The organism is Acinetobacter calcoaceticus, assembly GCF_016508255.1.
Lineage (GTDB): Bacteria > Pseudomonadota > Gammaproteobacteria > Pseudomonadales > Moraxellaceae > Acinetobacter > Acinetobacter calcoaceticus_E.
Genome location: NZ_JADVKT010000001.1, coordinates 761,766 through 781,282 on the forward strand (window position 1 = coordinate 761,766; position 19,517 = coordinate 781,282).

Here is a 19,517-nt window from a genome sequence, read left to right on the forward strand (position 1 = left end):
TTTATCCTTCCGTATTAGATCACTTTCGCTTCATTTTTCAATTTTTCAACAAGCTCATCTACAGATTTCACTTGTACGCCAGCTTTACGTTCTGCCGGAGCTTCAACTTTAACAGTTTTAAGCTTAGTACCAGCGGTAACGCCATAATCAGCAGGAGATTTAGTATCAAGTGGCTTCTTACGAGCTTTCATGATGTTAGGCAATGCTGCATAACGTGGCTCGTTCAAACGCAAGTCAGTTGTGATGATTGCTGGAAGTGATAGTTCAACAGTTTGTAAACCACCGTCAACTTCACGAGTTACTTGTACTTTGCCGCCATCAACTTTCACTTCAGAAGCGAATGTACCTTGACCCGCACCTAATAATGCGCCAAGCATTTGACCTACTTGGTTAGAGTCATCATCAATTGCTTGTTTACCAAGAAGGATAAGTTCTGGTTTTTCAGCATCAACAACACCTTTTAAAATTTTAGCAACTTCTAAAGCGCCAATTTCATCAGTGGTTTCAACCAAAATACCGCGGTCTGCACCCAAAGCCATTGCAGAACGGATTTGTTCTTGAGCTTCTTTAGGACCAACAGAAACAACAACGATTTCTGATACTGTTCCTTTTTCTTTTAAGCGAACCGCTTCTTCCACTGCGATTTCACAAAATGGGTTAATTGACATTTTAACGTTAGTAAGGTCAACCCCACTATTGTCCGGCTTAACACGAACTTTGACGTTGGCATCAACCACGCGTTTTACAGCAACAAGAGCCTTCATGTAATCCTCGGCTGTTCTAGCAAAAGTAAATGTTGAGAAAAGTATATTAACTCTTCAATTAAAATTTTTTAGGTACCCTATCTTGCAATGTGTTTGGCATTTCGGTCAAGTCACAATTTTCGCTACTGCTATAAAAAAGATGAAATGCCCAGTTCACTAATTCAAATTGCTTATTCACTCAATGAATTTAGCAAATAAGCCAAACAAATTTTAAACCTTGAATTTCTTGATATTTTAAAAAATATGGCGGCTTAAAACCCTTTAATTCTAGTGAGGAGAAAAACAACAAAAACATCATTTTCTCACCCAATGAAAGTACTTAAGGTACTCTGAAAAACTGGCAATTAGGTAAGAACATACATAAAATAAATGTTGAAAAAAATAAAAAGTAATCGACTATTACCAACTTATCTTTCAGCATATATTTCTATTAAAAACAAAAGATTAAACTACCATTTAAACATAGGTAATGGACTCCAAGGCTTTTGTAAAAAACGTTTTAGTCCTAAATAAACTAGAGTTTTATGGAATCCAGCGTTTGGATATTGACTCGTTAACTTTTTAAACTCACTTTTTGGAATATTTGAACGCAATAAGCCTAAAGAAAAATCTGCATAATCAGCTTGTCTAAAATATTCAACCAATGGATATTCTGAACACTTTGTCATTGTTAGTTTATGATGTTCTGTAATCATTAATGTTATTTCTATTTGCCAATCTAATAACCGATGCAAAGTAAGATAACTTAACATCACTTTGACAGATGGCTCTAAATAATCAATTGTTTTACTTGTCCATATCCCAATATCATGAAAGGCAACAGCAATCGCTATTTTACGTATAGTATCCTCACGACTATCTTGGCTTAATATTAAACAACATGCGGCAACACGTTTACAGTGATTTAAGTATCCTTGATAATCTCTATCAATAATAGTTTGATATTCCTGCAAAATTGTCTCAATCAAGATACTACATTGTCTAAATGCATCTTGATCAAGTGATAAAATCAAACCTTCTTTAGTGTTCATTCTTTTGTGCTCTCGGATGAGCTCGATCATAGACTTGTGCCAAATGATCAAAATCGATATGCGTATAAATTTGTGTCGTAGATAAATTACTATGGCCTAACATTTCTTGTACTGATCGCAAATCACCACTACTTGATAACATGTGGCTAGCAAAACAATGTCTTAATAAATGCGGATGTAAATCCACATTTACACCTGCTCTTTGCGCCTGAAGCTTTACACGTTTTTCAATTTGTCGTGGGGTTAACACGCCACCTCTTTGAGAAATAAAAACAAAAGCATTTTGATCAAAATGGCCTTTCCAGATTTTGTAAATTTTTAGCCAATTCAATAGGCTTTCTTTCGCCTTTTTTCCAAACGGTACAATACGGGTTTTATTTCCTTTACCCGTAATACGTACCAGTTGACGGTTAAAATCTATATCTTTAATTGTTAAACCTTGCAGTTCAGCCAGACGCAAACCACTTGAGTAAAGTAACTCGAGCATGGCTTTATCACGTAACCACAGTTGCTGATCAACCGGTTTTTCAGGCATAGGTTGATCTAAAATCTGATTAACCGTTTCTATGTCGATCATACCGGGCAAAGGTCTAGGCTGACGTTTTAGTTTAAAGTCATCAGTAGGATTAATTTCTAGATATTTTCCTTGTTCTGCCCATTTCATGAACTGGCGAATGGAAGTGAGGTGACGCTGCATACTGCTTGAACTTAACTGGTCCTGCTCAACACGCTGGGCCAAATATTCACGTAAATCTGAAGCTTCAACATTTCTTAAATCAATTTGTTTGAGATCACAAAACTCAAGAAAGCTTTTAACATCTCTTTCATAAGCCGTAATCGTGTGCTCAGACTGGTTCTGAATTTTTCTTTCTTTTAACCACATTGAGAGCAGTTGTAATGCAAAATCCAAATTGCTCTCCATTTATTTGCTCATTTTATTTTTTTCAGTGTACCAAAAAGTAGTTGATCAGGAAAATTGAGATCGTACAGCATAACAACTCTCTACCTTATATATGTATTACACTTTAGCTCAAGTATTTGTCGGAACCTTGCTGCCATGACCACCATACTCATACCCTATCTACTTGCAATTACCTTACTTACGCTTACCCCTGGTCTAGATACGAGTTTAATTATTCGTACTGCTACACTTAAAGGTAAATCCAAAGCATTCCAAGCAGCAGTAGGTATTAGCCTTGGCTGTATTGCATGGGGAATTGTGGTTGCTTGTGGTCTAGGTGCTTTGCTCATGGCTTCTGATTTAGCCTTTAATATATTGAAATGGATGGGTGCTGCTTATCTTGCATGGCTGGGTTTGAACATGATTTTAAAACCGCGTAGTCAACTTGCAGATATACAAGCGAATAATGCAAATCTGTCTCCTTCACAAAATTGGTTCATTAAAGGTTTCTTGGGTAACTTACTCAATCCGAAAATCGGTATTTTTTATATTTCATTTCTTCCCCAATTTATTCCACCACATGCATCGGCTGCCACTTGGGTCATAGGGCTTGTGATGATTCATGTGGTGATTGGAATGTTATGGTCAATTTTATTAATTTTAGCCATGCAACCACTGTCACGTTATCTAAAGCAGCCTAAATTTGTGAAATATATGGACAGAATTACAGGTAGTATTTTTGTGTTGTTTGCTTTGAAATTGGCTTTTAGTAAAAGGTGAATAAATCAAATATTATTGTATATAAAAGAAAGCCTCTTTTATCAGTTTAGCTAATAAAAGAGGCTACTATTTAGGTAATGCTATTAGCCTTGAAAATAACGTAAATCCAAACGCCCATCATAAACATGAGTTGTTGGACCAGTCATCCAGACCACATCACCTTCTTGCCATTCGATTTGTAACTTACCACCAGCAAGTTCAACTTCAACTGAGTTGGCAAGTAATCCACGGCGCATACCACTGACCGCAGCAGCACAAGCCCCTGTACCACATGCAAGTGTTTCACCTACACCACGTTCAAACACACGAAGGCGTACATGATGTTCATCAATCACTTGCATAAATCCAGCGTTAACACGCTCAGGAAAACGAACATGTGACTCGACTTGTGGACCAATACCAGCTACATCGGCTGTGAGTACGTCAGGCACAATCGTTACGGCGTGAGGATTACCCATATTGACCACATCAATAGTAATACTTTGGTCATTGGCTAACTCAAGTGTATATAAAGCTTCTGGATGTTCAGCAACAAATGGAATTTCATTTGGCAGGAACTTTGGATAACCCATATTTACACGGACCCAGCCATTTTGCCCAAGTTCAGGCTTTACGATACCTGCTTTAGTTTGAACGGTAATATTGGTTTTACTGGTTAAATGACGCTCATGTACAAAACGAGCAAAACAGCGTACCCCATTACCACATTGTTCAACTTCAGAACCATCTGCATTAAAAATACGATATTTAAAATCTGCTTCTGGCAAATCTGGTGGCTCAACAATTAAAAGCTGGTCAAAACCGATCCCAAAATGGCGGTCTGCTAAACGTTGAATCGTTTCTGTATCTAAATAAGCACGTTGGCTAATCAGATCGACCACCATAAAATCATTGCCTAAGCCATGCATTTTAGTAAATTCTAACAACATTTCATTTACTCCTCAGGCAATAAACTTTCTTTTTCCCAAAGCGATTCAACTGTTTCTCGCTCACGAATCAAATGGGCTTTATCACCTGATACCATCACCTCAGCAGCACGTCCACGTGTGTTGTAATTTGAACTCATTACAAAACCATAAGCGCCAGCACCGAGAACAGCTAACAAGTCATTTTCTTTTAAAGCCAATGAGCGATCTTTACCAATGAAGTCACCTGTCTCACAGATTGCACCAACCAAGTCCCAAGTTTTTTCTTCAGTATCTGAACTTGGTACAACTGGTTGGATATCCATCCAAGCTTCATACAATGCAGGTCGAATCAAATCATTCATTGCTGCATCAATAATGGCAAAATTACGATGGCTCGTTGGTTTGAGTAAATCAACTTTTGTTAAAAGCACACCTGCATTTGCACTAATGCTACGACCCGGTTCCATATAAACTTTGAGACCTAACTTTTCTAAAGCAGGTTTCATTGAGTTGGCATATTCTTCAACACTTGGCGGTGTTTCATCTTTATAACAAACACCTAAACCACCACCGATATCAATGTGTTTAAGATTGATACCAAGTTTTTTTAATTCTTCGATCATCACCATGACACGATCTAAAGCATCAACGAATGGCTTAGTCTCGGTCAATTGTGAACCGATATGGCAATCAATCCCAATAATTTCAAGGTTGGGTAAAGATGCAGCATATTGATAGGTTTCATAAACGGTATCACTTGGAATACCAAATTTATTTTCTTTAAGACCTGTTGAAATATAAGGATGAGTTTTTGCATCTACGTCTGGATTTACACGTAAAGAAATCGGAGCTTTTTTACCCAGACGAGCCGCTACTTTTTGAAGACGGTCTAGTTCTGCATAAGACTCTACATTAAAGCAGGCAATACCAACATTTAATGATGTTTCAATATCGACTTCAGTTTTACCCAAACCAGAAAAAACAATTTTAGATGCATCTCCGCCCGCTTTTAAAACACGTGCCAGCTCACCACCAGACACAATGTCAAAACCCGCACCAAGTTTTGCCAATACATTAAGAACAGCTAAATTTGAGTTAGATTTCACCGCAAAACAGATTTGATGATCAATAAAGTCAAAAGCACGATCCATATCTAGATAATGTTTTTCAAAAGCTGTTTTTGAATAAACATACAACGGTGTGCCAAATTGCTGCGCAAGCTGCTCCAGAGAACATTGCTCTGCATGCAATACTCCATTAATGCGAGTGAAACTCATGAATGTGTCCTTATTTCAAAGCTTAAGGTGATGTTGTTTGGGTTGGAACTGCTGAAGATTCTACTGGTTGTTCAGCAGCTTCATTTTGTTGCACAGCTTGTTTTGGTTCTTTATTACGATAGAGCAAGTATTTTGCACGTTTGTCATAATTTGGATCAGAAGGTAGTTGTAATACTCCTGACTGACCACAAGCACTAAGCAAAACACTGCTGCTCAATAAACTGATGAGGCAAATGACACGACGCATCTGAGCACCTGATTTAAACAATTCGCTGCAGTATACCGTGATCATGCAAGCGGCTAAAGAGTAAACTTGAAGAGAAAAACAATATGCATAAAAAACGCCAGCTTTTAAGCTGGCGTTTAGTCGTAACCAAATAAATTTAATTATTTTTTATGACGTGGTTTATAGAAGAAGAAATAACCAATGATCAGAATAACAAACCAGATTGGGCTGACTTTAAGGGCTTTAAACGTATCTGGCTCTAAAGACAACACGTAAATCATACCAACAAAGAAAATTATGGTGATCCAACATGTAAATAAACCACCTGGCAATTTAAATGTTGATTTTGCATGTAGCTCAGGACGCGTAGTGTAGTAACGGATATAACTCCAAATAATTAACAACCACACGCAAATGAACAGAATCGTTGAAAGTGTTGTTGCAAGCGTAAATGCTTCAACTGTATTTGGTACAAAATACTGTAAAGCTGCACCTAACAATAAACATGCAGCAGAGAAATACAATGCATTTGCAGGTACTGCACGTCTGTTCAATTTACCAAAAGCTTTTGGTCCCTGATCTTCACGCGATAGACCAAACAACATACGGCTTGTTGAAAATACACCACTGTTCATTGATGACATCACAGATGACAACACGACTAAGTTCATCAAGATTGCTGCGGCTGCAACACCTGCTTGACTAAACAAGTTTACAAATGGACTAATCGCTGGATCAATTCGATTCCAAGGCGTTACTGACATTACAATAATTAATGCGAACACATAGAAAATAATGATACGAATTGGAATTGAGTTAATTGCTTTAGGCAAATTACGTTCAGGGTCTTTAGTTTCCGCAGCCGTTGTTCCGACAAGCTCCACACCAACGAAAGCAAAAATCGCAATTTGGAATCCTGCCAAGAAACCATGCACGCCTGTTGGGAAGAAACCACCATTCGCCCAAAGATGAGTAAATGAAGCAACTTCACCTGTAGTAGAGGTGAATCCAGTAAAGATCATCCACAGACCTACAGCAATTAAAATGATAATTGCAAGAATCTTAATGAGCGCAAACCAAAACTCTAACTCACCAAATAGACGAACCGTGAGCAGGTTCAAGCCCATAATGAATACGATAGCAGCAACACTAATCATCGCCCCTTCAACAGGTGAGAAAGGTAGACCGTTATTGAAGAATTGTAAGTAATAGATAATTGCAGACAGATCGGCAATACCAATGGTGATCCAGCACAACCAATAGGTCCACCCGACAAAGTAACCTGCCCATGGGCCAATTAAATCTGTGGTGAAATCAATAAATGATTTATAGGCTAAATTTGAAAGGAGCAATTCACCAAGCGCACGCATGACGAAAAACACCATTACACCAATAATCAGGTAAATGAATAAGATAGATGGACCGGCAAGACTAATCGTTTTGCCCGACCCCATGAATAATCCGGTACCAATGGCACCACCAATCGCGATCAGCTGTAAATGCCGATTAGATAGACTACGATGGAGCTCACCTTGTTCATGAGGCTCGCTCAGATTTTGATTCGACATCTTATGAATACACTCCAGTAATTTTTTTAGTCCGTTAGCTATGATCAAAAAGACGATATCGCACCATTTGCAGGTATCTTTTAAATGTATATTTTTTGATAACTTTTCAGCTAACCAATTTTTGTCTGTATTGCTGATGATTTCAAGATACATACAATTAAATCTGATAATACGCACAAGACCCTAGCAATACAACGCACTTTCCAGTCTAAAAATATGACTTGAACCACTTTGATTTTTACATTAAAAAAATGAATCAAATGACTGTTTTTTTTAATGTCCAATTTCATTTGAGTTCTCAACCATTTTTTGAAATTTGTGCATTCTTCATTCACTTCCCCCATTCATTTAATACATTGCAATTACTCTATAATTTCACTTATTTAAATAAAGCAAAATGTATTCCACATCAGTCAATTTCTCTATTTCGCTTTTTGCTATACTCTGTTTTTACTGATTATGAAGTTTTTAGCCGAAGTCGAATATGAGCAAAGTCAAAACCGTTTACCGATGCGAACAATGTGGTGCTGATCACCTTAAATGGGCAGGTCAATGTTCAGAATGTGGTGAATGGAATTCTCTGACTGAAGTCAAACTTGAACCGACTACTGCTCACCGCGCACGTCCAAAAACTGGTGGCTACGCGGGCCAAGCTGCGAATATTACAACGTTAAATAAAGTCTCAGTTTCCCATGAAACCCGCTTACAGACAGGTATTAGCGAATTTGATCGTGTACTTGGCGGAGGCTTAGTTACTGGTTCAGTCGTATTGATTGGTGGTGACCCCGGTATTGGTAAATCGACCATTCTGTTACAAACAGCGACCCATATGGCAAGTGCAAAAAGCTCTGCACTTTATATTACCGGTGAAGAATCGTTATCTCAGGTTGCTCTTCGCGCTCAACGACTTGATTTGCCAAATGACCAATTAAAAGTCATGGCCGAAACTTGCGTTGAACGAATTTGTGAAGTTTTAGAACAAGAAAAGCCTGCGGTCGCTATTTTAGACTCTATTCAAACGCTTTACACCGAAACACTTCAGTCGGCACCAGGTGGTGTTTCTCAAATTCGTGAATCTGCGGCATTACTTACACGTTATGCAAAAAATAGTGGCACGGCGCTATTTCTTGTCGGTCATGTGACCAAAGAAGGTGCACTCGCAGGCCCACGTGTTTTAGAACACATGGTGGACTGCGTACTTTACTTTGAAGGTCAGTCAGACTCGCGCTATCGAATGATTCGGGCGGTTAAAAACCGTTTTGGCGCAGTCAATGAGCTGGGTGTATTTGCCATGACCGATAAAGGCTTACGAGAAGTTGCCAATCCTTCTGCCATTTTCTTAAGTCGTTACGATGAAGCAATTCCTGGTTCAATTGTCATGATTAGCCGTGAAGGAACTCGCCCTCTGTTAGTTGAAGTTCAAGCTTTAGTAGATGATGCTCAAGGGCAACCACGACGTGTCGCATTAGGTCTTGAACAAAACCGTCTAAACATGCTTCTTGCTGTAATGCATCGTCATGGTGGCGTCCAAACCACAGGACAAGATGTCTATGTCAATATTGTGGGTGGTTTAAAAATTACAGAAACAGGTTCCGATTTAGCGGTTTTGTTAGCATGTGCTTCCAGTTTACGAACCAAAGCCTTACCTCAGCAACTTGCGGTTTTTGGTGAAGTCGGTCTTTCTGGCGAAATTCGTCCAGTCCCTAATGGCCAAGAGCGTTTAAAAGAAGCTGCAAAACATGGCTTTAAATATGTCATTTTACCAAGAGGTAATGCACCGCAAAAAGCAATTCCAGGCGTTCAAGTCATTGCGGTTGCCCGCCTACATGAAGCATTGACCGAAGCAATGCAACTTAGTGATGAATTGACATAAAAAAACATATTTTTATAGTTGAAATTTAGTGTAAATGACTGCATAAATACTATTACAAATTAATGTTAAACAGGAATTTCCTATGGAAGTACACCAGCGCGGCTTGATAACCGGTATTTTAATGGCTGTTTTGGCAATTTCTCCGCTTGCTGAAGCAAAACGTGCAGGTGGTGGTAAAAGCCACGGCATGGCACGCTCTACCACTTCAAGCCAGTCATATCAACAACCTCGTCAAGTGGCTCCAGTACAACAACCTGCTACAGCACCTCAAAGATCAGGTCCGGGTGTTGGTTCAATGGTTGCTGCTGGTGTAGCTGGTGCTGCTGTAGGTGCTGTTGCAGCACATGCTTTAGCTGATGATAAACCAACATCAACTGAACAACATGCAACTCAGGCAGGTGCAAACCAGTCAGATGATCAGCAACAAGCAGTTCAAGCTCAACATCAACAAGAGAAAAAAGGTGGTATCCCTGGTTGGATTTGGGTATTACTTGCAGCTGCTCTTGCCTTTTTTGTGTTCCGCAAATTTGGTGCAAAAAAAAAATTAGCAGCGAATAATCCTTATGCTCCAAACAATAATGGACAAAACATGACTAGTCGCTCTGCTGCTCCAACAAATACAGGTGGAGATACTAATATCTTTGGTCAGTCTGTGGCTGGCGGTACAGCAACTCAAGCGCCTTTTGGTAGTGCAACAATGAACAGTGGTAGTCAACTTCCAGATGGTAGCGAACCGGCTTCTTTCTTGCGTATCGCACGTCAACGTTTTAATCACATCCAATCGATGAATACAGCAAGTAACATTGAAGAAATTCGCCGTTACTTAACACCAGAACTTTATAGTTCTATGTATAACGACATCATGGAAAACCAAGATCAAGACGTTGCTGAATTTAGCAATCTTAATGCAATGGTTGTAGACAGTGCGACTGAAAATGGTCAATACATCGTAAGCGTGCGCTTCACGGGTAATGTAAGTGAAGATTTAAACAGCTCGCCAGAACCATTTACTGAAATTTGGCACTTTGTTAAGCCTGCCGGTTCTCAGCAAGACTGGGTTGTTGCAGGTATTCAACAAGCTTAATTTGAATAAGTTCTAAATAAAAAAGCCACAATATTGTGGCTTTTTTATTTGTCAGTTTTTAAGCAATTTCTGCTGGAAATGTAATGACCTTTTCAATTTTGACCTGATCCATTGCAACCATTAATAGACGGTCTACACCTAAAGCAATTCCAGAGCATTCTGGCATATGAGGTAAAGCTGCTAGCAGGTGTTCATCTAAAGGCATGACATGAAGGTCTTGCTTAGCCCGCTCTGCATTATCTGCTTCAAAGCGTGAACGCAACACCTCAGCATCAAGCAATTCATCATAGGCATTTGCGAGTTCTAAACCTTCAATATAAACCTCAAAACGAGCAGCAACTTCTTCTCCGTCTTCATCTAGTTTGACCTTTGCCAAAGATGCCATTTCTGGTGGAAAGTCAGTTAAAAAGACAGGTGCATCAAATCCTAAACTTGGTTCAACAAAATGCGAGAATAACAAATCTATATAGGCTAAACGGTCATCACCTAAATCGAGGTTTAACCCAACCCGATTTGCCGTATCTTTGAGTTGCTTCAAAGTTGCTTGTAAAGGGTTGATATCAAGACGATCTTGAAAGGCATGTTTATAACTTAGAATAAATGGACTAACCTCACCAAAACGATGCTGCAAACAGGTTTGCAATAAATCGGCGGTTTCATGCATTAAAGCTTTTAAATCAAAGGCCGGACGGTACCATTCGAGCATTGTAAATTCACTATTATGTTTACGCCCGTGTTCATCATCCCGAAAAACCTTACAAATCTGATAAATCGGCCCACTCCCACTCGCCAATAACCGTTTCATGGCAAACTCTGGAGAAGTCTGTAAATATTGCGTCTGCAATTTGCCATGAATATGACGTAAAGTTTGTACCGAAGATAAATGTACATCAGTGACACCAGCTTTTGAAACTATAGGTGTTTCGACTTCCATTACATTACGTTCAGCAAAGAACTGACGAATTTGGATATAGAGCTTGGCACGCGCTTTTAAAGCATCAATTGAACAAGTAGGTTGATAACTTAAGCTCACGCCTGCGGTCCTCCATGTGCTGCCCATTCTCGGCGCAGTGGATAGTTCTTACGTAATAAATCAAATGCTTTTTGTTCTACCTGACCGTCTTTAATACAAGCACGTATGTTGGCATCATCTTGAGCAATGTCATAAATTTGAGTTAGTTTCTGCTTTAACACAGCCTTTAAATCATTTCCTGAAAAATAGTTTTCACATGTAGGTAACTGAGTCTCGAAACGCTTATTTATATCGAATCCAAATTTTTGGCAAAACGCTTCATAAATCATTTGTGTACCGCGAGCCTTCCCTTCGAGGCTATAACCAGCAATATGTGGTGTAGCTAAAGCCAACATATCTATTAGCTCTTCTGATATGACTGGTTCATGCTCAAATACGTCAAGCACAACTTGACGTTTGGTACGTTGAATATCTTCGATTAAAGCCGCTTCTTTAACGACTGGCCCACGTGCACTATTAATTAAAATCGTGTCAGGCTGAAGCGCTGCAAAAGCATGCTCATCAAAAAGATGATAAGTCGCATGCTCAACATTTTTGGTTAAAGGCACATGAATTGAAATCGCATTTGCTTGTTGCAGAAGAGTTTCTAAACTCACATTTTCAATCGAATTTAACTGCACATAAGGGTCAAAGCCAATTACATTCCAGCCAAGCAATGCGGCCATATGTGCTAAACGTTTCCCAACGTTTCCAAGACCAACAATTCCTAGGGTAAATTTTTCTTGTTGTTCTAAAAGGTTAGCATCTAAATGCAGTAATGCGGTAATGACATATTCAGCAACTGCCTGTGCATTACAACCTGCTGCATTTGCCCATGCAATTCCTTGCTTTTCTAAAGCTTGAATATCTAAATGATCAGTGCCAATTGTAGCGCTGCCCACATATTTTAATGCGGTATCTTGAATTAAACTCTGGTTCACTGCGGTGACTGAACGAACCAATAAAGCTTCTGCATCTTTTACATCTGCATGAGTTAAAGTACGTCCTGCCTGGTGTTGAATATCGCCAAACTCTGAAAAAAAGTAATCGGTAAATGCCAAGTTTTCATCTGCGACGATTTTCATTGTCTGCAACCCATAGCTTATAAAAACGTTATTATCCTTTGAGTTTTAGCAAAGTACAATGTTAAGTCCTTTAAATTAGCAGGCAATTTCCAACATCAAATTGTTTACAGGCCGCCACCAAAATAGAAATAAGCCATCACAGCTAGAGTCAACCAAATTAAAATAATGAGTACAGCAACCAAATAATTTTGGGGCCGTCTTTCTTGCTGTTCTAGCCATTCTTCAGCTTGTTGCTCTGCATCAAAAATGACTTGTTGGGGTGTAAAGCGAAGCGTTAACCAAATGAGAATTGGCAAAATTAAAACATTATCAATAAGCCCTAATATCGGAATAAAATCTGGAATTAAATCAATTGGACTAAAAACATAGGCAACCGCAATCACGGCCAAAATTTTAGGCAATAACGGCATTTGAGGATGCTTAGATGCAAACCACAGCATAATAATTTGTTTTTCTAGACGTTTTGCCCAATCCTTTAGAGATTGTAACCAAGACATTTGGACACACTCTGACCTACCAGAATTTGATAATAAGGTATAAATCTCATATCTAGCTTAAAATTAGGGAAAATAGAAATGCGTATTTCTATTATTTTTAATAATTCTTTTCATAAAAGTTTATTTAACCATTATTTTTAGTATTTTCTACTTCTGTATATAAAACAAAACCATCCCCCCGACAAAAACTCGCTAACGTTAAACCTGATTTTTTTGCTAATCGAATTGCCATGCTCGTTGGTGCTGAAATTGACGCTAATAAGCCAATATTCAACTGGGCGCATTTACGAATTAATTCATAGCTTGCACGACTCGTCATGACAACAAAACCTAAGCTGGTATCATAGTTTTGTTGAGCTAAGTAACCCAGCAATTTGTCTAATGCATTATGACGACCTACATCTTCAAATAAAGCTAAAATTTGGCCATCAACCACCCAAGCTGCTGCATGGGCGCCACCTGTTAAAGCCGTAATTTCTTGTTGATTTTTTAGCTGAGAAATCGCATTAGGTATTTGCTCAAGCCATGCTCTAGAGGCTTGCGTTGTAATTTTAGGAATATCTAGATGAAACTGCTCTAAACTCTCGATGCCACATAAACCACACCCCGTACGACCAACCATCATTCGCCGATGTTCTTTTAATGCAGTAAATGCTCTAGATGAAATGGTCATTTCAACTGTAGTCCCCAATTCATTTTGATGAATATCGAGGGCGTACAGTTCTTTTAAGCTTTTCAGAATCCCTTCTGACAGACTAAAACCTTTAGCAAATAAATCGATATCTGTAGGAGTTGCCATCATTACGGCGTGAGAAATGCCGTTATAGACCAAAGCAATAGGATGCTCTTGAACAATATTGTCTAAAACACTTTCAGATTCAGTTTTGTTAAACCGCTGTACTTGTAATGTTTCAACCCCATGAGAATTTGGTGTCAAAATGATTTCCTTTATTTGGAAATGGCGCTTGTTTATAGCGCCATGTGTTTAGATTACAGGTTTTAAGATTACATTTAGCCTAGAGACTACTCACTTTTTTATCGGCTTCTTCAGGGTCAACTGCTGTTGCCAAGTTAAAATGTTCCGGTGCATTTCCGGGATGCAAAATCACAGGAACACTTTTTGAAGCGGGAATCTTGGCATATTTATCATGACTGCTTAATGCCACCAATGGATTTGTTTCCGGATAGTAAGCCGCCAAACTGCCACGTGGAATGTTGTACGGCACAATACGGAAACTGTGCACAATCCGTTTAACCCCATCCGAGAAAACACTTTCAATATCGACCCACTGATTTGCTTCAAAACCTGCTTCATCAATATCGGCTTGATTCATGAACAATACACGGCGTTGACCAAAGACCCCTCGGTAACGATCATCAAGACCATATAATGTTGTATTGTATTGGTCGTGAGAACGAGTGGTCATTAAGGTATAAACCTTGCTATCTGTATACGCATCAGCATACTGATTTTCTTTATCGCCATAGACTTCATTCAGTGGTGTAATCATAAACTGCGCTTTACCACTTTTTGTATTCCAGATGTGCTGATTGGCTGGATGCTCTAAGTGGAAACCACCTGGTTCATAGACCCGTAAATTAAAATCATGGAATTCATCAAATACATCGGCAATTGAGTCACGAATACGGTCATAACTTTCAATGTACCATTTCCATTTAACCTGACTGTCTGGCAATACTGCCTCTGCCATTCTTGCCACAATATCTGGTTCAGATAAAATATTTTCAGAAATTGGAGTATTACGCCCTGCCGACAGGTGAACATTACTCATCGAGTCTTCTACAGTAATCGCCTGCGGCCCATGGAGCTGCTCATCAATTTCGGTACGACCTAAACAAGGTAAAATGAGCGCATCTTTACCACACACCAAATGGCTACGATTTAACTTAGTTGCTACATGAACGGTTAAATCACATTTTCTGAGGGCTTCTTGGGTATATGGTGTATCTGGGGTTGCAACTGCAAAGTTTCCGCCCAAACCAATAAAGACTTTTACCTCACCCTCGGCCATGGCTTTAATGGTTTCGACCACGCCATGCCCATTTTTTCTTGGTGATTTAATACCGAACACACGATCAATGTTATCGAGTAATTTAGGGCTAGGCAGTTCATTAATGCCCATGGTTCGGTCGCCTTGCACGTTACTGTGCCCACGAACAGGACAAAGCCCTGCACCTGGTCGACCAATTTGTCCACGTGCCAATAATAAGTTCGCTAACATATGAACATTGGCAGTACCGTGACGATGTTGAGTAATACCCATTCCCCAACAGAAAATAGAGCGCTCAGAGTCTAAAAACAGTTTGGCAAGTTTTTCTAAATGTTCAGCAGATAGACCCGAATGTTTATAGACATCTGCCCATTCGGTTCTTTCAATCTCAGCAATCATTTCATCGAAGCCCACCGTATTGACCGCAATAAAATTTCGATCAAAAACACTTGGTTTACCCGAAGCCAGCGCTTTTTTATCCCATTCATTTAAGTGCTTTAAAATACCTAACATCAGTGCATAGTCACCACCAATTTTAGGTTGGAAATAATAGCGACTGATGGGGGTACTGCCATTGGTCATCATTTCAAGCGGTGCTTGCGGGTCTTGGAAACGCTCTAAACCTCTTTCTTTAATTGGGTTAATCGCAATAATGTTACCGCCACGCTTAGACACTTCTCGCAGAGTACCTAACATACGTGGATGATTGGTTCCCGGGTTATGTCCAAAGCTAAAAATTGCATCGGCTAAATCAAAGTCATCTAAAGTCACTGTACCTTTGCCTAAACCAATTGAGTCAAGCAAGCCTACACTTGTCGTTTCATGGCACATGTTCGAGCAGTCTGGAAAATTATTCGTTCCAAAACTTCGTACAAACAATTGATATAAAAAGGCAGCTTCATTACTGGCGCGGCCCGACGTATAAAACGCCGCTTGGTCAGGGTTGTCTAGCGCATGTAAATGTTTGGCAATGAGCTGAAATGCTTCATCCCATGAAATAGGTAGATATTTATCGGTTGCCGCATCGTAGCGAACTGGATCGGTTAAGCGACCTAAGTCTTCCAGAAAAAAATCGCTTTGTTCTGATAGCCAACTGACGGTATGACCTGCGAAATATTCAGGAGTCACTGTTTTACTGGTTGCTTCAAAGGCAACCGCTTTTGCGCCATTTTCACAAAAGTTAAAAGCATGAGCATCTTTCTTTTCTGGCCACGCACAGCCGGGACAATCAAAACCGGTAGGCTGGTTAATATTGAGTAAGGTAATTGAACCTTTTTTTAAAATATCTTGTCGCTTTAAGTTTCGAGCGACACTGAGTAGTGCCCCCCATCCGCCCGCAGGATGAGTATAGGGTTCAATTCGTGCAAAGCCGTTATTTTCCTGAATATGCTTTTGTTCTTCTGAATTATCCACTTTGTCATCCTCTTATTTCTTTTTACACATTCAACAGATGCAATAAATTCACAATTTAATTATGGTTATATCTACGCTATCTGCTGTCTAGCTTATGGGTAGAGTCCGCTTTTTATGCTATTCCCAATATTTTAAAAGCTGGCTCAATCGTTCTTATAATATGTGCCATATTTTTTATAATTACAATAATTTAGCAAAATCTAAAAAATCATTTAAATTAAATAATAACAATACCTTAACCTCAGAAAGATCTATTTTTTACAGATAAAAACATAATTAACTTTATATTTTTCACAAATAGAAATGGTGTGATGAACTGAAATTTACGTCATTTTAAGTAGGTTTTTATCGGTTTAAGCAGTATAAATTAATTGAAAAAACAGATTTAGAGAACGTATGAAGGTTGTGATTGCGCCAGATTCTTTTAAAGACAGCCTGTCGGCTTTGGGCGTAGCACAGGCAATTGCTCAAGCATGGCAAGAGGTTTTTCCTGAGGCCGAAACAATTCTATGCCCTATGGCAGATGGGGGTGAAGGCACACTTGAAGCAGTGTTAGAAGTCTGCAAAGGTGAATGGCGTGAAAAAACCGTAATGGGGCCATTAGGTCAGCCTGTTCAAGCAAAATGGGGATGGTTAGAACAACAAAAAATAGCCATGATTGAAATGGCTCAAGCCAGCGGCATACAGTTAGTGCCACCTTCAGAACGTGATGCCTGCCAAAGCACAACATTTGGAACAGGTCAGCTTATTTTAGATGCTTTAGACGCAGGTGCAAAAGACATTATTTTAACTGTGGGTGGTAGTGCAACCAACGATGGCGGCACTGGTTTATTAACTGCATTAGGTGCACGTTTATTAGACTCAAACCAACACGTTTTACCCAATGGTGGCCTAACCTTACAAAATCTGTCAAAAATTGATTTAACTCATTTCGACCCGCGTATTCAGCAAACACGTTTTTTATTGGCTGCCGATGTGACAAATCCACTCTGTGGCCCAAACGGGGCATCTTATATTTTTGGTCCACAAAAAGGTGCTACCCCTGCTCAAGTACAGTTACTTGATGAAGCTCTTGCCCACTTTGCCGATGTCTCTGCACACTTACTCGGTTTCGATAAAAGAGATGAAGCTGGCTCTGGCGCGGCTGGAGGTTTAGGCTTTGCAGCCAAAAGCTATTTAAATGCTGAGTTTAAGGCTGGCGTTGAAGTTGTGGCTGAACTCAACCAACTGGCCAGTAAAATTTCCAATGCAGATTGGGTCATTACGGGTGAAGGTAAATTTGACCGACAGACGTTAAATGGCAAAACAGTTTTTGGGATTAGTCGAGTCGCGAAAATGCAAAATATACCTGTTATTGTGATTGCAGGAACTTTAGGCGAAGGCTACCAAGCGCTTTATGAACATGGCGTTACGGCTGCTTTTTCACTGACAAATGGTCCAATCAGATTAGAACAAGCCTGCGAACATGCATCAGAACTCATTTTCGATAGAACAATTGATATTGCTAGATTAATTAAGTTTAATCTGAAGCAACCATAACAATTTACCCAGTAATCTTTAAAACGGTTAAACCAACAAATAGGAATGTCTTATGAACGTTATTGATGCTATTCAGAAACGTCGTGCTATTAAGCGCTTCGATCCTTCATTTCAACTCTCTGAAGAAAATAAACAACAGTTATTACATGAAGTTTTAGCAAATGCACCAAGTGCATTTAATTTGCAGCACTGGCGCCCTGTTGTAATTGAAGATGCTGAACTAAGACAAAAAATTCGTACTATTGCGTGGGACCAACCACAAGTGACTGAAGCATCCTTACTCATTGTTTTATGCGCAAAAGTAAGCTCGTGGGAAACTGATGCTAAACGTGTGTGGGATGGGGCTGCTCCGGAAGTTCAAAATATTATGGTTGGTGCAATTGATCAATATTACCGTGACCGCCCACAAACCCAACGTGACGAAGTGATGCGTAGTGCGGGTATTTTTGCTCAGACCTTAATGCTTCTTGCTCAAGAGCATGGTTTAGACAGTTGCCCAATGGATGGTTTTGATTTTGATGCGATGGCGAAGCTCATTAACTTACCTGAAGATCATGTGGTGTGTTTAATGATTGCAGTTGGTAAATCAGCGACTCAACCTTACCCACGTGTGGGCAAACTTCCTTTTGATGATGTAATTATTAAAAATACATTCTAAGTTTTTAGTCAGATTTTAGGCTTCCATACTATTTCTTAATTTTATTATGAATAGTTGGAAGCCTTTAATTTTGTATCATGATAAAGCTGATTTTGAGTCCTATTTAAACTGGATCAGAAAATAATCTAATAATTTCTCCCTTTCCCCTGCCTTATTTGGGTCTAAAAGTTGAACCATCGCCCCATCAATCACAAACAAGAACATATGCGCATCTTGTTTAGAAGCATTTTCATTGGTTGTTAAAAGTAAATTATAGATTTCATTAATGAACCACTTTCGATATTCAACGACCACCTGATACGCCTTGGGATGTGTTTTTGAAATCTCAAAAATAGCTTTGAAAGGCAAATGATAGAGTCCGTCTAAATCTGCATGTAAAAAGTAAATTTTGCGAAGCTTTTCAAGCAGGGTTAAGTCTTTTTGAACGTAGATGATTGAAATGACCTCTTGTTTAAGTCCATCTTTTTGAAAGGTTAAACTCATTTCAATAAGACGTTCTTTTGAGTGAAAGTAATTATAAAAAGTGGCTTTAGGCGTTTTTGACGATTCAATAATTCTGTCTACTCCGACTTTATGAAACCCGTATGTATTAAAAAGAAATCGGGAGGTATGAAGCACGCTTAAAGCACGAAATGGAAGATCTGAATGTGGCATAGTTTTACCGTTATAAATTAAATTTTTGTTGTATATAAATGAGATATAAAATCCGCTGCCTTTTAGGGAGAAAAAAGGCATAGCAAAGCCGTAAAGACTGTGCGTGGCACATCTCAAGTTTTATTGTTGCTAAGTTTTTTGAGCCGTAATGACTTAAAGTCTGAAAAGCTTAAAGCCCATCAGACTGTTTAAAGTTGATTTAAGTTGTGTCGTTATAGCTTTTGGCAAAGGCTGC

General features: G+C 39.1%; 18 protein-coding genes. 5 read left to right on the forward strand and 13 right to left on the reverse strand.

Annotation, left to right across the window (positions count from 1 at the left end; translation table 11 throughout):
• Positions 1–14: 14 nt before the first annotated feature.
• The 3 genes from I5515_RS03580 to xerA all read right to left on the reverse strand — a co-directional run bounded on the left by I5515_RS03580 (position 15) and on the right by xerA (position 2,678).
• Positions 15–764, reverse strand: coding sequence for an electron transfer flavoprotein subunit beta/FixA family protein (locus tag I5515_RS03580; protein ID WP_199964780.1), 750 nt, complete (start codon positions 762–764; stop codon positions 15–17).
• Between the two features lie 449 nt (positions 765–1,213).
• Positions 1,214–1,795, reverse strand: coding sequence for a phosphohydrolase (locus tag I5515_RS03585; RefSeq protein ID WP_199964781.1), 582 nt, complete (start codon positions 1,793–1,795; stop codon positions 1,214–1,216).
• Positions 1,785–2,678 (reverse strand): site-specific tyrosine recombinase/integron integrase, encoded by an 894-nt coding sequence (xerA, locus tag I5515_RS03590; RefSeq protein ID WP_080547634.1) that lies wholly within the window; start codon positions 2,676–2,678, stop codon positions 1,785–1,787. Before xerA ends, I5515_RS03585 begins: the two co-directional genes overlap by 11 nt.
• 174 nt (positions 2,679–2,852) lie before the next feature.
• Here xerA and I5515_RS03595 point away from each other — a divergent pair, with 174 nt between their 5' ends.
• Positions 2,853–3,476, forward strand: a complete 624-nt coding sequence (locus I5515_RS03595; protein ID WP_199964782.1) for a LysE family translocator — start codon at positions 2,853–2,855, stop codon at positions 3,474–3,476.
• An 83-nt stretch (positions 3,477–3,559) separates the two neighbouring features.
• Here I5515_RS03595 and dapF read toward each other — a convergent pair whose 3' ends face one another.
• The 4 genes from dapF to I5515_RS03615 all read right to left on the reverse strand — a co-directional run bounded on the left by dapF (position 3,560) and on the right by I5515_RS03615 (position 7,455).
• Positions 3,560–4,405: a diaminopimelate epimerase gene (gene dapF / locus I5515_RS03600; RefSeq protein ID WP_199964783.1), complete on the reverse strand. Its 846-nt coding sequence runs from the start codon at positions 4,403–4,405 to the stop codon at positions 3,560–3,562.
• A 5-nt stretch (positions 4,406–4,410) separates the two neighbouring features.
• Positions 4,411–5,661, reverse strand: coding sequence for a diaminopimelate decarboxylase (lysA, locus tag I5515_RS03605; RefSeq protein ID WP_199964784.1), 1,251 nt, complete (start codon positions 5,659–5,661; stop codon positions 4,411–4,413).
• 22 nt (positions 5,662–5,683) lie between these two features.
• Complete coding sequence (gene lptM, locus I5515_RS03610; RefSeq protein WP_199964785.1) at positions 5,684–5,908, reverse strand: LPS translocon maturation chaperone LptM; 225 nt, start codon at positions 5,906–5,908, stop codon at positions 5,684–5,686.
• Positions 5,909–6,048: 140 nt separating this feature from the next.
• The gene (locus I5515_RS03615; protein WP_199964786.1) at positions 6,049–7,455 is read right to left on the reverse strand and encodes an amino acid permease; all 1,407 of its coding nucleotides are present in this window, start codon (positions 7,453–7,455) and stop codon (positions 6,049–6,051) included.
• A 484-nt stretch (positions 7,456–7,939) separates the two neighbouring features.
• On the opposite strand from I5515_RS03615, the gene radA reads away from it, so the two are divergent.
• Both radA and I5515_RS03625 read left to right on the forward strand, forming a co-directional pair.
• On the forward strand, positions 7,940–9,328 hold the full coding sequence (radA, locus tag I5515_RS03620; RefSeq protein ID WP_199964787.1) for a DNA repair protein RadA: 1,389 nt from the start codon (positions 7,940–7,942) through the stop codon (positions 9,326–9,328).
• 82 nt (positions 9,329–9,410) lie between these two features.
• Positions 9,411–10,412 (forward strand): Tim44 domain-containing protein, encoded by a 1,002-nt coding sequence (locus I5515_RS03625; RefSeq protein WP_199964788.1) that lies wholly within the window; start codon positions 9,411–9,413, stop codon positions 10,410–10,412.
• A 58-nt stretch (positions 10,413–10,470) separates the two neighbouring features.
• Here the strand turns inward: I5515_RS03625 and epmA are convergent, their stop codons facing one another.
• From epmA to I5515_RS03650, 5 genes are all read right to left on the reverse strand, one after another.
• Entirely contained in the window at positions 10,471–11,445 is a 975-nt protein-coding gene (epmA, locus tag I5515_RS03630) for an EF-P lysine aminoacylase EpmA (RefSeq protein WP_199964789.1), read from the reverse strand.
• On the reverse strand, positions 11,442–12,509 hold the full coding sequence (locus I5515_RS03635; protein ID WP_199964790.1) for a 4-phosphoerythronate dehydrogenase: 1,068 nt from the start codon (positions 12,507–12,509) through the stop codon (positions 11,442–11,444). The genes epmA and I5515_RS03635 overlap by 4 nt, the downstream gene beginning before the upstream one ends.
• Positions 12,510–12,613: 104 nt before the next feature.
• Complete coding sequence (locus tag I5515_RS03640) at positions 12,614–13,006, reverse strand: YkvA family protein (protein WP_199964791.1); 393 nt, start codon at positions 13,004–13,006, stop codon at positions 12,614–12,616.
• 124 nt (positions 13,007–13,130) lie between these two features.
• Complete coding sequence (fdhD, locus tag I5515_RS03645; protein WP_199964792.1) at positions 13,131–13,943, reverse strand: formate dehydrogenase accessory sulfurtransferase FdhD; 813 nt, start codon at positions 13,941–13,943, stop codon at positions 13,131–13,133.
• Positions 13,944–14,022: 79 nt separating this feature from the next.
• Positions 14,023–16,431, reverse strand: a complete 2,409-nt coding sequence (locus tag I5515_RS03650) for an FdhF/YdeP family oxidoreductase (RefSeq protein WP_199964793.1) — start codon at positions 16,429–16,431, stop codon at positions 14,023–14,025.
• A 396-nt stretch (positions 16,432–16,827) separates the two neighbouring features.
• Between I5515_RS03650 and I5515_RS03655 the strand changes: the two genes are divergently transcribed.
• Together I5515_RS03655 and I5515_RS03660 are read left to right on the forward strand one after the other, a co-directional pair.
• Positions 16,828–17,970, forward strand: a complete 1,143-nt coding sequence (locus I5515_RS03655; protein ID WP_199964794.1) for a glycerate kinase — start codon at positions 16,828–16,830, stop codon at positions 17,968–17,970.
• 52 nt (positions 17,971–18,022) lie between these two features.
• Positions 18,023–18,628: a nitroreductase family protein gene (locus tag I5515_RS03660; RefSeq protein WP_199964795.1), complete on the forward strand. Its 606-nt coding sequence runs from the start codon at positions 18,023–18,025 to the stop codon at positions 18,626–18,628.
• A gap of 99 nt (positions 18,629–18,727) precedes the next feature.
• Here the strand turns inward: I5515_RS03660 and I5515_RS03665 are convergent, their stop codons facing one another.
• Positions 18,728–19,282, reverse strand: coding sequence for a TetR/AcrR family transcriptional regulator (locus I5515_RS03665; RefSeq protein ID WP_199964796.1), 555 nt, complete (start codon positions 19,280–19,282; stop codon positions 18,728–18,730).
• Between the last annotated feature and the right edge of the window lie 235 nt (positions 19,283–19,517).